Raw genomic sequence first — 13,711 nt, forward strand, 5'->3', positions numbered from 1 at the left:
AGGCCGCAAGAAGATTCATTCTAAGCCAGTCTGTGCCAAAATAGCAGGTTTGAATGGGCTGGCGCTTTGCCCCCAACAGAATAAGATCAGCGGAGCCGTTGTCCATGCAGGATCGCAATTTTGACGATATTGCTGAAAAGTTTGCGCGTAATATTTACGGCACCACCAAAGGGAAAATCCGTCAGGCGGTAGTCTGGCAGGATCTGACCACGCTGTTGGCCCAGTTGCCGCAGCGGCCGCTGCGCATTCTGGATGCCGGCGGCGGCGAAGGCCATATGGCTTGCCAATTGGCAGAATTAGGACATCAGGTGTTGTTGTGCGATCTTTCTGGTGAGATGATCCAACGCGCCGCATTACTGGCTGAGCAGAAAGGTGTGAGCCAGAACATGCAATTCATACAAAGTTCAGCACAGGATATTGGCCAACATTTGGAACAGCCGGTTGATCTGGTATTGTTTCATGCTGTGCTTGAATGGATTGCCGAACCTGAAGCGGCACTGCGGGCGTTGTTCGACTGCCTGCTGCCAGGTGGCGCACTGTCATTGATGTTCTTTAATGCCAATGGCCTCTTGATGCGCAATGTGGTGTTGGGTAATTTCCAACTGGTGAACCCCGAGGTCAGAAGGCGCAGAAAGCGTTCGTTGTCACCGCAATATCCACATAGTCCGCCGCAGGTATACGGCTGGCTGGAACAATTGGGCATGCGCATCAGCGGGAAAACCGGCGTGCGGGTGTTCCACGATTACCTGCAAAGCAGGCAGTTACAGACGCAAAAATTTGAAGAGTTACTGGCGCTTGAACAGCACTATTGCCGGCAGGAGCCGTACGTGAGTTTGGGGCGCTATATTCACGTCATGGCGCATAAACCAAACCTGAAGGACGAACTATGAGTGAATTTTCCCAGACAGTACCCGAACTGGTCGCCTGGGCACGGAAAAATGATTTCTCTATTTCGCTCCCTACGGAGCGTCTCGCGTTTTTGCTTGCTATCGCCACATTGAACGGCGAGCGGCTGGACGGCGAGATGAGCGAAGGTGAGCTGGTTGATGCATTTCGCCATGTCAGCAAGGGTTTCGAACAGACGCATGAAACGGTGGCGGTCCGCGCCAACAATGCGATTAACGACATGGTGCGCCAGCGCCTGTTAAACCGCTTCACCAGCGAACTGGCGGACGGTAACGCAATTTACCGTTTGACGCCGCTGGGGATCGGCATTACCGATTACTATATTCGTCAGCGCGAATTCTCCACGCTGCGTCTGTCGATGCAGCTGTCGATCGTGGCGCAGGAGCTGAAACGCGCCGCCGACGCCGCCGAAGAGGGCGGTGACGATTTCCACTGGCACCGCAACGTATTTGCCCCGCTGAAATATTCGGTAGCGGAAATCTTCGACAGCATCGACATGACCCAACGGGTGATGGATGAACAGCAGCAGGGCGTAAAAGATGATATCGCCGCGCTGCTGAACCAGGACTGGCGGGCGGCCATTTCCAGCTGTGAGATGCTGTTGTCCGAAACCTCAGGCACACTGCGTGAACTGCAGGATACTCTGGAAGCGGCAGGCGACAAGCTGCAGGCCAATCTGCTGCGCATTCAGGATGCTACACTGGGTGGCGCGGAGCTGGGTTTCGTCGATAAGCTGGTGTTCGACTTGCAAAGCAAGCTCGACCGCATCATCAGTTGGGGCCAGCAGGCGATCGACCTGTGGATTGGCTACGACCGCCACGTGCACAAATTTATCCGTACCGCGATCGACATGGACAAGAACCGGGTGTTCGCCCAGCGTTTGCGCCAGTCGGTGCAGAACTATTTCGACAATCCATGGACACTGACCCATGCCAACGCCGATCGCCTGCTGGATATGCGTGACGAAGAGCTGGCCTTGCGCAGCGAGGAAGTGACCGGGGAATTGCCGCCGGATCTGGAATTCGAGGAGTTCAGCGAAATTCGCGAGCAACTGGCGGCCATGATCGAACAGGCGTTGAAGATTTATCAGGAACAACAGATGCCGCTCAATTTAGGGGCGGTGATGCGCGATTATCTGGCGCAATATCCGCGTGCCCGTCATTTCGATGTGGCACGTATAGTGGTCGACCAGGCAGTGCGCCTTGGTGTGGCTGAAGCAGATTTTTCAGGGTTGCCGGCACAATGGCAGGCAATCAATGATTACGGAGCCAAGGTCCAGGCCCATGTCATCGACAAATATTGAACAAGTAATGCCAGTCAAGCTGGCCAAGGCATTGTCTAACGCGCTGTTCCCTGCGCTGGACAGCCATCTGCGCGCAGGTCGTCACATCGGTATCGATGAGCTGGACAACCACGCCTTCTTAATGGATTTCCAGGATGAACTGGAAGAGTTTTACGCCCGCTACAGCGTGGAGTTGATCCGCGCGCCGGAAGGGTTCTTCTATCTGCGTCCGCGCTCCACTACCCTGATCCCGCGTTCGGTTTTATCCGAGCTGGACATGATGGTGGGGAAAATCCTGTGCTATCTCTACCTCAGCCCGGAGCGTCTGGCGCATGAGGGGATTTTCAGCCATCAGGAGCTGTACGACGAGTTGCTGAGCCTGGCAGACGAAACCAAATTGCTGAAGTTCGTTAATCAGCGCTCTACCGGTTCGGATCTCGATCGCCAGAAGCTGCACGAAAAAGTGCGCACTTCACTGAACCGCCTGCGTCGTCTGGGCATGATCTACTTCATGGGCAATGACAGCAGCAAGTTCCGCATCACCGAAGCGGTGTTCCGCTTTGGCGCCGATGTGCGCAGCGGTGACGATCCGCGTGAAGCACAGTTACGTATGATCCGTGACGGCGAAGCGATGCCGGTTGAAAACAGCCTGTCGCTGACTGATGAAAGCGATGCTGAAGATTCGCAGCTTGATACCACACCGGACAGTGCAGAGGATGAACAGGAATGATTGAACGCGGTAAATTTCGCTCGCTGACGCTGGTCAACTGGAACGGCTTCTTCGCCCGCACCTTTGATCTCGATGAGTTGGTGACCACGCTGTCCGGCGGTAACGGGGCAGGGAAATCCACCACCATGGCGGCTTTCGTCACTGCGCTTATCCCCGACTTGACGCTGTTGCACTTTCGTAACACTACCGAAGCCGGCGCCACCAGCGGCTCGCGCGACAAGGGCCTGCACGGTAAGCTGCGTGCCGGGGTGTGTTATTCCACTCTCGATGTGATCAACTCACGCCACCAGCGTGTCGTGGTGGGCGTGCGCCTGCAACAGGTGGCCGGCCGTGACCGTAAAGTGGACATCAAGCCATTCACCATCCAGGGCCTGCCAACGGCAGTACAGCCGACCGAACTTTTGACCCAAACGGTGGGCGAGCGCCAGGCGCGCGTGCTGACACTGCAGGAGTTGAAAGAGCGCGTTGAAGAGATGGAAGGCGTGCAGTTCAAGCAATTCAACTCCATCACCGACTACCACTCATTAATGTTCGATCTGGGCGTGATCCCGAAACGCTTGCGTTCATCGTCCGATCGCAGCAAGTTCTATCGTCTGATCGAAGCTTCACTGTACGGCGGTATTTCCAGCGCCATCACCCGCTCATTGCGCGACTATCTGTTGCCGGAAAACAGCGGCGTGCGCAAGGCCTTCCAGGACATGGAAGCGGCGTTGCGTGAAAACCGCATGACGCTGGAAGCGATCCGCGTGACCCAAAGCGATCGCGATCTGTTCAAGCACCTGATTTCAGAAGCCACCTCCTACGTGGCGGCGGACTATATGCGCCATGCCAATGAGCGGCGTATTCATCTGGACGGCGCGCTGGCATTGCGCAGCGATCTGTTGGGCAGCCGCAAACAGCTGGCTGCTGAGCAGTATCGCCATGTCGAAATGGCGCGCGAACTGGCGGAGCAGAGTGGCGCAGAATCCGATCTGGAAACGGATTATCAGGCCGCCAGCGATCACCTTAACCTGGTGCAGACGGCGATGCGTCAGCAGGAAAAGATCGAGCGCTATGAAGGCGATCTGGAAGAGCTGACCTACCGTCTGGAAGAACAGAACGAAGTGGTTGCGGAGGCCAGCGAACAGCAGGCCGAAAACGAAGCGCGCGCCGAGGCGGCCGAACTGGAAGTGGATGAGCTGAAAAGCCAACTCGCCGACTACCAGCAGGCGCTGGACGTGCAGCAGACCCGCGCCATTCAATATCAGCAAGCGCTGCAGGCGTTGGAACGTGCGCGAGCACTGTGCCAACTGCCGGAGCTGACCGCCGAAAATGCCGAACAGTGGCTGGATACTTTCCAGGCGCGCGAGCAAGAGGCGACGGAAGCCTTGCTGATGCTCGAGCAGAAACTGAGCGTGGCCGATGCCGCGCACGGTCAGTTTGAACAGGCTTATCAGCTGGTGGGGAAAATCGCCGGTCAGGTCAGCCGCAGCGAAGCCTGGCAGTGCGCGCGCGAATTGCTGCGTGACTGGCCATCGCAACAACACCTTGCCGAACGCGTACAGCCATTGCGCATGCGCCTGAGCGAGCTGGAACAACGTCTGCGCTCCCAGCAGGATGCCGAACGCCTGCTGCAGGAATTCTGCAAGCGGCATGGTCAGCAGTATCAGCCGGATGAACTCGATGCTCTGCAACAAGAGCTGGAAGAGCGTCTGGAGTCGCTGTCGCAAAGCGTCAGCGAGGCCGGCGAACGTCGGATGGAAATGCGCCAGGAACTGGAGCAAATTCAGCAACGCATTCGTGAGCTCACCACCCGCGCCCCTGTCTGGTTAGCGGCGCAGGATGCCCTGAGCCAGCTCAGCGAGCAGAGCGGCGAACCGCTGGAAAGCAGCCAGCAGGTGACTGAGTACATGCAGCAACTGCTGGAGCGGGAACGCGAAACCACCGTTGAGCGTGACGAAGTGGCTGCCAGCAAGCGTGCGGTTGAAGCGCAGATCGAACGTCTCAGCCAGCCGGGCGGGGCCGAAGACCAACGCCTGGTTACGCTGGCCGAACGTTTTGGCGGCGTGCTGCTCTCCGAAATTTACGACGATGTCACTATCGACGATGCGCCTTACTTCTCCGCATTGTATGGCCCGTCGCGTCACGCGATCGTGGTGCCGGATCTGTCGCTGGTCCGCGAAATGCTGGAAGGGTTGGAAGATTGCCCGGAAGATCTCTATCTGATCGAAGGGGATCCGCAGTCATTCGATGACAGCGTGTTCGCCGTTGAAGAGCAGGACCGAGCGGTGTTGGTGAAAACCGCCGATCGCCAATGGCGTTACTCCCGTTATCCGGAAGTGCCGCTGTTTGGTCGCGCTGCCCGCGAAAACCGCCTGGAAGTGCTGCACGCCGAGCGTGAAACGCTGGCTGAGCGTTACGCCACGCTGTCATTCGACGTGCAAAAGACCCAGCGTTCGCATCAGGCCTTCAGCCGCTTCATCGGCTCTCATCTGGCGGTGGCGTTTGACGCCGATCCGGAAGCGGAAATCCGCAGCCTCACTTCCCGTCGCGGTGAAGTAGAGCGCGCGCTGAACAACCATGAAGCGCAGAACCAGCAGCAACGCCAGCAATATGAGCAGGCGAAAGAAGGCATCTCCGCGCTGAACCGCCTGATGCCGTTGGTCTCATTGTTAAACGATGAAACCCTGCAGGATCGCGTAGAAGAAATCCGTGAAGAGCTGGAAGAGGCGCAGGATGCCGCGCGTCATATTCAGCAGCACGGCGTTTCCCTGACCAAGCTGGAGCCGTTGCTGTCGGTGCTGCAGAGCGATCCGCAGCAACATGAACAGCTGCAGCAGGATTACATCCAGGCGCAAAGCGTACAGCGTCAGGCTAAACAGCAGGCGTTTGCCTTGATCGAAGTGGTACAGCGCCGCGCGCACTTCGGTTATACCGACTCTGCCGGTATGCAAAACGCCAACAACGATTTGAACGACAAGCTGCGCCAACGTCTTGAGCACGCGGAAGCGGAACGTACCCGTGCCCGCGAGCAGTTACGTCAGTATCAGACCCAGTTTACTCAGTACAGCCAAGTGTTGGCGTCGCTGAAAAGCTCGTATGACGCCAAGCGCGACATGCTGAAAGAACTGAGCCAGGAGCTGGTCGACATTGGCGTACAGGCGGATGCCAATGCTGAAGCCCGTGCCCGCGCACGTCGTGATGAACTGCACGCCGGCCTGAGCAACAACCGCGCACGCCGTAACCAGTTGGAAAAACAGCTGACCTTCTGCGAAGCGGAAATGGACGGCTTGCAGAAGAAACTGCGTAAGCTTGAGCGTGATTACCATCAGTTGCGTGAGCAGGTGGTGACCGCCAAGGCGGGCTGGTGCGCTGTGATGCGCATGGTGAAAGACAATGGAGTTGAGCGTCGTCTGCACCGTCGCGAACTGGCCTATATGGACGGCGACGAACTGCGCTCGATGTCGGATAAGGCGCTCGGTGCGCTGCGTCTGGCGGTATCGGATAACGAACACCTGCGCGACGTGCTGCGTCTGTCTGAAGATCCTAAGCGTCCTGAACGCAAGATCCAGTTTTATATCGCGGTGTACCAGCATCTGCGCGAGCGTATTCGTCAGGACATCATTCGTACTGATGACCCGGTCGAGGCTATCGAGCAGATGGAAATCGAGCTGGGCCGTCTGACCGAAGAACTGACCGCCCGTGAGCAGAAGCTGGCGATCAGTTCCAAGAGCGTGGCGAACATCATTCGCAAAACCATCCAGCGCGAACAGAACCGTATCCGTATGCTCAACCAGGGCTTGCAGGCGGTTTCCTTCGGCCAGGTGAAAAGCGTGCGATTGAACGTCAACGTGCGTGAAGCGCACGCGACCCTGTTGGACGTGCTCTCTGAGCAGCAGGAACAGCATCAGGATCTGTTTAACAGCAACCGCCTGACCTTCTCAGAAGCGCTGGCCAAGCTGTACCAGCGCCTGAATCCGCAGATTGATATGGGCCAGCGCACGCCGCAGACCATCGGTGAAGAGCTGCTGGATTACCGTAACTACCTCGAGCTGGAAGTGGAAGTGTTCCGCGGCTCCGACGGCTGGTTGCGTGCGGAGAGCGGCGCGTTGTCTACCGGTGAAGCGATCGGTACCGGGATGTCGATTCTGGTGATGGTGGTACAGAGTTGGGAAGAAGAATCTCGCCGCCTGCGCGGTAAAGATATCTCCCCATGCCGTCTGCTGTTCCTCGATGAAGCGGCTCGACTGGATGCCAAATCCATCGCGACCCTGTTCGAGTTGTGCGATCGCCTGGAAATGCAGCTGATCATCGCCGCACCGGAAAACATCAGCCCGGAAAAAGGGACCACGTATAAGCTGGTGCGTAAGGTGTTCCAGAACCATGAACACGTACACGTTGTGGGGCTGCGCGGTTTCGCTAACGAACCGCCTGCGGCACTGGGTGTCACCGCGGCTGAAACGCCGTAAGCGCAAAAAAGCCCGCTAATAATCTGAAAATAGCCGCCCTGGGGTGGCTATTTTTTTGTACACATGGATGATAGTCCTGCTTTTTTATCCGCTTTTAAACGGGTAGCTTAATGAATTACAGTTATTCATTAGTGCCAAAGGGCAAAATGGCTTTTCTGTTCGTATACTGAAACTAATAAGCTGTCTTAGTTGTATTTTTTGTGAGCATACAGGGGGCAATGGATGTTGCTTAGAAATGGAAACAAGGTACGACGTTTGGCGTTGAGTTGCGCAATGGCATGTGGTCTTGCGTCGTCGCTACCCGTATGGGCAACCGTTCCTGCATTCCCGGTGGCGTCTTCCGGCATGTCAGTTGCGCAAAGTCGTTCGGAATTGCTTGCGGCATTGCCGAAGGGCATTACGCCACATTATCTTTCAACGCTTGCTCCTTTGTACGCAGCGAACCGGATGCAGTTGATGTGGCAGGATCGCGAAGCGGTACAGCAATTTCAGCAGCAGTTGGCCGAGTTGGCGATGTCTGGCGTTCAGCCGCAGTTCACCCAATGGGTGAAATTGCTGACCAATCCAGCCATTACCGGTGTGGCTCGCGATATCGTACTGTCTGATGCGATGTTGGGCTATTTGCAGTTCGTTTCATCGATCGGCGCCAATGGCAACAGCTGGCTGTACAGCAACATTCCCTACAAGCTCGGTTTACCACCCAATACGGTGATTAACCAGTGGCAGTTGGCGGTGCGTCAGGGTAAAACGGTGCCGTATGTCAACTCGCTGGCACCGCAGCACCCGCAATACGCCAAGATGCATCAGGCATTACGCGACATGCTGGCTGATGGACGCCCATGGCCGCAGATGGCCAATGGCCCGAGTTTGCGCCCCGATCAACTGAGCGATGATATTCCTGCCTTGCGCGAGATCCTGGCGCGCAACGGTATGCTGACCACTTCTGCCGCGCCGGCAGAGGCGCAGGAGCCGCCTGCGGTATTGACCGGTTCGCGCAATGAGCCAGACGATGGTGGCTTATCGGTAGATGAAGAGAAAAATCGCGAGGCCCAGAGTGCGGTAGTCAGCCCGGCCGCCGCGCCGGTAAAAGACTTGGCGCCGTCACCGCAATCGCCGTTCAGTCAGCAGCAGGAGAGTCCGGTCACGGTCACGGACAATCGCTATACTGCCGATTTGGTTGAGGGCGTTAAACGCTTCCAGAAATGGCAAGGGTTGAGCGCTGATGGCGTGATTGGCGTACGCACCCGCGAATGGCTTAACGTGACGCCGCAAATGCGAGCTTCGCTGTTAGCCTTGAACATCCAGCGTTTACGCATTCTTCCCGGTCGTGTTGACACCGGAATTATGGTCAACATTCCTAACTACTCGTTGACCTATTACCTGAACGGCAATGAGGTGCTTTCGTCACGGGTGATCGTAGGGCGGCCCAGCCGCAAGACGCCGTTGATGAACAGTGCGCTGAACAATGTGGTAGTTAACCCGCCGTGGAACGTGCCGACCACGCTGGTGCGCGAAGACATTGTGCCGAAGGCGATGCGTGACGGCAGCTACTTCCAAAAACACGGTTATACCGTGCTTTCCGGCTGGAGCAACGATGCTGAGGTGATCAACCCGGCAATGATCGACTGGAATATGGTGTCGGCCCGTAACTTCCCGTACCGGATCCGCCAGGCTCCGGGAGCGACCAACTCGCTGGGGCGTTTTAAATTCAACATGCCGAGTTCGGACGCCATCTATTTGCACGACACGCCGAACCATAACCTGTTCCAGAAAGACATTCGTGCCCTGAGCTCGGGTTGCGTGCGGGTCAACAAGGCTTCGGATTTGGCGAATATGCTGTTGCAGGATGCGGGCTGGAACAATACCCGTGTTTCCTCGACCCTAAAACAGGGAAATACCACCTACGTAAATATCCGCCAGCATATTCCGGTTAAATTGTATTATTTAACCGCCTGGGTCTCTGATGATGGAAAGCCACAATTCCGTACAGATATTTACAATTACGATGATACGGTGAGATCGGGTGCACAAATTTTGGCTCAGGCCGAAAAATTAATGCAATAAATGCAGTAATTATAAATAAATAACGGTCAGAATATCGGGCCATGGTGCAGGCACTCATTCCGTGAGTGCCTGCAAACCGCGGGATATCACGGGTTGACTCAATCAGTGTGGGCGGTTATGGTTCAGGCAGTGCGCTGTTTTGTGCATATATTTTGATATTCTTGCCGGGTTTAACAGAAACATGGACAAAATTGATCATCATCGCCGTAAGTGGCTGGCGTTAGGTAGCGCCGCTGTGGGCATAGCGCTGCTCCCTGGGCAAGCCTTTGCCAGTCTTTCTACTTCGCGCCCGCGTATTCTTGTCGTTAATAATATGCATACGGGCGAATCCTTGAAAGCCGAATTCTTCGACGGCAAGGGATATAATAAAGACGAATTAGTTCGTCTTAATCATCTCTTCCGTGATTATCGAGCCAATAAAGTCAAGTCGATCGATCCTCGTCTATTTGATCACCTCTATCGCCTGCAGGGTCTGTTGGGCACCAACAAACCGGTACAGTTGGTTTCAGGTTATCGTTCCCTGGATACCAACAATGAGCTGCGTGAGCGCAGCCGCGGTGTGGCCAAGCACAGCTATCATACCAAGGGCCAGGCGATGGACTTCCATATCGAAGGCATCCAGTTGAGCAATATCCGCAAAGCGGCGTTAAAAATGAGCGCCGGTGGTGTAGGATATTACCCACGTAGCAACTTTGTACACATCGATACCGGCCCGGTGCGGACCTGGTAATCGCTGTGCACCATAAGTGAGTAGCGCCAGCCCATCAGGGTATGGCGCTGTTGTCGTTGGAGCCTTATGAAATACCAAATTATTCCCGTTACCGCTTTTAGTCAGAATTGCAGCCTGATCTGGTGTGAGAGTACTCAACAGGCGGCGTTGGTCGATCCCGGCGGCGAAGCGGAAAAATTAAAGACCGAAATTGCCAGGCAGGGCGTGACGGTCACGCAGATCCTGTTGACGCACGGCCATCTCGATCACGTAGGGGCAGCGGCTGAGCTGGCGGAACACTATCAGGTACCGATCTACGGTCCGGACAAGGAAGACGCTTTCTGGTTGGATGGTCTGCCTGCACAGAGCCGGATGTTTGGTCTGGAAGAGTGTGCGCCTCTGACGCCAACTCGCTGGCTGGAAGAAGGGGACAGCGTGCAGGTGGGTGAAATGACGCTCAAGGTGCTGCATTGCCCGGGTCATACTCCTGGTCATATTGTGTTTATTAATGAGCAGGCGCGGTTGGCGCTGGTGGGTGACGTATTGTTTAACGGTGGCGTGGGTCGCAGCGACTTCCCACGCGGCGATCACCAGGCATTAATCAACTCGATCCGCACCAAGCTCCTGCCACAGGGGGATGACATGGCGTTTATCCCGGGGCACGGACCGATGTCTACCTTCGGTCAGGAGCGTGAAACCAATCCGTTCCTGCGAGAAGAACCGGCCATCTGGTAAGGTTATTTCCCGGCAGAAATAACTAAGGGGCGCATTTAGCGCCCCTTTTGCTTATTTGAAACCGTAACCTTTACAGCACGGCTACGATGGCTTCGCACAGAGGCGCCATATTGTCTGGCGTCATGCCTGCGACGTTAACCCGGCCGGAGTTAACGGCGTAAACGCCAAATTCGTCACGCAGGCGCAGCACCTGTTCTTTGGTCAATCCGCTGAACGAGAACATGCCGTTCTGATTAATGATAAAGCTGAAGTCCTGCTCTGCGCCTTTCTCCTGCAAAGTATTCACGAACAGCTGACGCATGCGGTGAATGCGTTGACGCATATCGGTCAGCTCCTGCTCCCAAAGGGCGCGCAGCGCATCATCACCCAGGATGGTCGCGACCACCGCAGCACCGTGTGACGGCGGATTGGAGTAGTTGGCGCGAATGGCGGCTTTCACCTGGCTGAAGGCGCGGTCAGCGGTATCCGCATCTGTAGCAACCAGAGTACAGGCGCCGACGCGTTCGTTGTATAGGCCGAAATTCTTCGAGTACGAGCTGGCTACGATCAGTTCCTGATGCTTGGCGGCGAAAATACGCAGGCCCTGCGCATCTTCTTCCAGGCCTTTTGCGAAGCCCTGATAAGCAAAGTCGAACAGCGGCAGCCAGCCGTTAGCCACAGACAGTTCGGCTAACTGAGCCCACTGTTCTGGCGTAGGATCGATACCGGTCGGATTATGGCAGCAACCATGGAACAGAACCACATCGCCTGCCTGAGCCTGTTTCAGGCTGTTCAGCAGGCCATCGAAGTCCAGCGCATGATTAGCCGCATCGTAGTAGGCATATTCCAGCACTTCCAGGCCGACGGCGCCGAACACGTTTTTATGGTTCGGCCAGCTTGGGTTGCTGATCCAGATGCGTTTAGCGCTGGTCTGGTTGGCGATGAAGTCAGCTGCCACACGCAGGCCGCCGGTGCCACCAGGTGTTTGCGCGGTGCGTGCACGCTTGTCGGCAATGATTGGGCTTTGTTTGCCGAACAGCAGCTCTTGCGTGCAGTTGGCGAAAGCGGGGATGCCCTCAATGCCGAGATAGTTTTTGGTGGCTTCATTTTCCAGCAGATACTGCTCAGCTTTTTTCACGCTGGTCAGCACCGGCGTTTTGCCGGTTTCGTCTTTGTAGACGCCAATGCCCAAATTGATTTTGTTCGGGCGCGCGTCGGCGCGGAAAATGTCGGTCAGACCCAGAATCGGATCGGCAGGTGCAGCAGTGATTTTTTCAAACATGTCAGGTGCTTCCATGGCTCGGAGTTAAGCAGACAGAAGCATCAGGGTAGCGCCAGTTATGCGCTTTGCCAACCGTTTGCGAGAAAAACACAGCGATCTTGTGAAGGGCGCAGATTCAGCATAAAAAATGAGGAAGAAGGGGACATTGGCAGGATAAAAATTTACGCGTAGCGCAAAAACAAAAACAGGGCCGAAGCCCTGTTTTTTAACTTAGCCGACGGTGAACCGCCGTTAAGTGAGACAACTTAGAACTGGTAAACCAGACCAACACCTACGATATCATCGGTAGCAGTGCCAGTGGCTTTAGTGAACTCGTTGTCGTCCAGCAGGTTGATTTTGTAATCAACGTAGGTAGACATGTTTTTGTTGAAGTAGTAAGTGGTACCAACAGAAACATATTTAACCAGATCCTGGTCAGTACCTGCGCCAGGGACGTTCAGGTTCTTACCTTTAGACTGCAGGTAAGACACTTCTGGACGCAGACCGAAGTCGAACTGGTACTGTGCAGTCACTTCGAAGTTCTGAGTTTTGCTGGCGAAGCCGCCGCAATCGGTAGAAGCATTACAGGTTGAGCTGAAGTTGCCGCCGCCGAATGGAGTCATGTTACGAGTTTCTGCGTACATAGCTGCCAGGTAAACGTTGTTAGCGTCGTATTTCGCGCCAACGGTCCATGCATCAGCTTTGTCGCCACGTTCGTTAGAACGCAGTTTTTGATCATCGGTACGGTTGGAAGAAGCGTATGCTGCACCTACGCTGATGCCTTCGCCGATGTCATAAGTAGAAGACAGGCCCCAGCCGTCGCCGTTTTGTTTCTTGATGTCACGGTCGTCGTTCTGGTTTTTACCTTGGTACTGAACAGCGAAGTTCAGACCGTCAACCAGACCGAAGAAGTTGTTGTTACGGTAAGTAGCAACGCCGTTGGTACGGCCAGTCATGTAGTTGTCGGTAATGGTGTAAGTATCGCCACCGAACTCTGGCAGCATATCTGTCCAGCCTTCTACGTCGTACAGTACGCCGTAGTTACGGCCGTAGTCGAATGAACCGTAGTCAGCAAATTTCAGACCAGCGAAGCCCAGACGAGTCTTGGTGCCTTCGGTGCCTTGAGATTCAGAGTGGTTAGCCTGAACGTTGTATTCCCACTGGCCGTAACCGGTCAGTTGGTCAGTAATCTGGGTTTCACCTTTGAAGCCGAAACGAACATAGGACTGATCGCCATCATTGCCTTTGTCGTCTGAGAAGTAGTGCAGACCGTCAACTTTACCGTACAGATCCAGTTTGTTGCCGTCTTTGTTGTAGATTTCAGCAGCGTTAGCTGCACCAGCGGCTAACAGAGCTGGGATTACCACTGCAAGAATATTGCGCTTCATCATTATATTACCCTCATTGGTGTTATTCGGACACCTTTGCCACTGCCGCCAATAATTCTTTTGGAACTATTGTTGATAGATTGGTGTCGTCCTGTGTCTGCACGCAGTGTTCCATTCACGGGCGGGTTAATCTAGAACGAAAATGCTACCAATGTCCCAATGAGGTTTCAGAAAGAAAGTATTTGTAACAAAATGTAATTTTGAGGGAA

9 protein-coding genes are annotated in these 13,711 nt (G+C 55.1%); 7 read left to right on the forward strand and 2 right to left on the reverse strand.

The window, feature by feature from the left end; genetic code table 11:
• The first annotated feature begins 104 nt into the window (after nt 1-104).
• From cmoM to AAZT04_RS04515, 7 genes are all read left to right on the forward strand, one after another.
• On the forward strand, nt 105-890 hold the full coding sequence (cmoM, locus tag AAZT04_RS04485) for a tRNA uridine 5-oxyacetic acid(34) methyltransferase CmoM (protein WP_020826142.1): 786 nt from the start codon (nt 105-107) through the stop codon (nt 888-890).
• On the forward strand, nt 887-2,209 hold the full coding sequence (mukF, locus tag AAZT04_RS04490) for a chromosome partition protein MukF (protein WP_020826143.1): 1,323 nt from the start codon (nt 887-889) through the stop codon (nt 2,207-2,209). The genes cmoM and mukF overlap by 4 nt, the downstream gene beginning before the upstream one ends.
• On the forward strand, nt 2,190-2,918 hold the full coding sequence (gene mukE / locus AAZT04_RS04495; RefSeq protein WP_041414390.1) for a chromosome partition protein MukE: 729 nt from the start codon (nt 2,190-2,192) through the stop codon (nt 2,916-2,918). Before mukF ends, mukE begins: the two co-directional genes overlap by 20 nt.
• Complete coding sequence (mukB, locus tag AAZT04_RS04500) at nt 2,915-7,366, forward strand: chromosome partition protein MukB (RefSeq protein ID WP_020826145.1); 4,452 nt, start codon at nt 2,915-2,917, stop codon at nt 7,364-7,366. The genes mukE and mukB overlap by 4 nt, the downstream gene beginning before the upstream one ends.
• A gap of 222 nt (nt 7,367-7,588) precedes the next feature.
• Nucleotides 7,589-9,430, forward strand: a complete 1,842-nt coding sequence (ldtD, locus tag AAZT04_RS04505; RefSeq protein ID WP_051150508.1) for a L,D-transpeptidase — start codon at nt 7,589-7,591, stop codon at nt 9,428-9,430.
• Between the two features lie 181 nt (nt 9,431-9,611).
• Nucleotides 9,612-10,160 carry a YcbK family protein gene (locus AAZT04_RS04510; protein ID WP_020826147.1) on the forward strand — a complete coding sequence of 183 codons (549 nt, stop codon included), beginning with the start codon at nt 9,612-9,614 and terminating at the stop codon, nt 10,158-10,160.
• A 66-nt stretch (nt 10,161-10,226) separates the two neighbouring features.
• On the forward strand, nt 10,227-10,874 hold the full coding sequence (locus AAZT04_RS04515; RefSeq protein ID WP_116690808.1) for an MBL fold metallo-hydrolase: 648 nt from the start codon (nt 10,227-10,229) through the stop codon (nt 10,872-10,874).
• A 70-nt stretch (nt 10,875-10,944) separates the two neighbouring features.
• On the opposite strand, the gene AAZT04_RS04520 is transcribed toward AAZT04_RS04515, so the two are convergent.
• Together AAZT04_RS04520 and ompC are read right to left on the reverse strand one after the other, a co-directional pair.
• The gene (locus AAZT04_RS04520) at nt 10,945-12,135 is read right to left on the reverse strand and encodes an amino acid aminotransferase (protein WP_401526044.1); all 1,191 of its coding nucleotides are present in this window, start codon (nt 12,133-12,135) and stop codon (nt 10,945-10,947) included.
• 245 nt (nt 12,136-12,380) lie between these two features.
• A complete protein-coding gene (ompC, locus tag AAZT04_RS04525; RefSeq protein WP_020826150.1) occupies nt 12,381-13,505 on the reverse strand; it encodes a porin OmpC in 1,125 nt (374 codons plus the stop codon).
• Nucleotides 13,506-13,711 lie beyond the last annotated feature (206 nt).

It is taken from the genome of Serratia sp. Je.1.23.a (assembly GCF_051129805.1).
Lineage (GTDB): Bacteria > Pseudomonadota > Gammaproteobacteria > Enterobacterales > Enterobacteriaceae > Serratia > Serratia liquefaciens.

Bases quoted from the DNA above. Each gene is read 5' to 3' on its own strand.
- ldtD (WP_051150508.1), top strand. From the start codon at position 7,589: ATGTTGCTTAGAAATGGAAACAAGGTACGACGTTTGGCGTTGAGTTGC.
- AAZT04_RS04515 (WP_116690808.1), top strand. From the start codon at position 10,227: ATGAAATACCAAATTATTCCCGTTACCGCTTTTAGTCAGAATTGCAGC.
- AAZT04_RS04520 (WP_401526044.1), bottom strand. From the start codon at position 12,135: ATGTTTGAAAAAATCACTGCTGCACCTGCCGATCCGATTCTGGGTCTG.
- cmoM (WP_020826142.1), top strand. From the start codon at position 105: ATGCAGGATCGCAATTTTGACGATATTGCTGAAAAGTTTGCGCGTAAT.
- mukB (WP_020826145.1), top strand. From the start codon at position 2,915: ATGATTGAACGCGGTAAATTTCGCTCGCTGACGCTGGTCAACTGGAAC.
- ompC (WP_020826150.1), bottom strand. From the start codon at position 13,505: ATGATGAAGCGCAATATTCTTGCAGTGGTAATCCCAGCTCTGTTAGCC.
- mukE (WP_041414390.1), top strand. From the start codon at position 2,190: ATGTCATCGACAAATATTGAACAAGTAATGCCAGTCAAGCTGGCCAAG.
- mukF (WP_020826143.1), top strand. From the start codon at position 887: ATGAGTGAATTTTCCCAGACAGTACCCGAACTGGTCGCCTGGGCACGG.
- AAZT04_RS04510 (WP_020826147.1), top strand. From the start codon at position 9,612: ATGGACAAAATTGATCATCATCGCCGTAAGTGGCTGGCGTTAGGTAGC.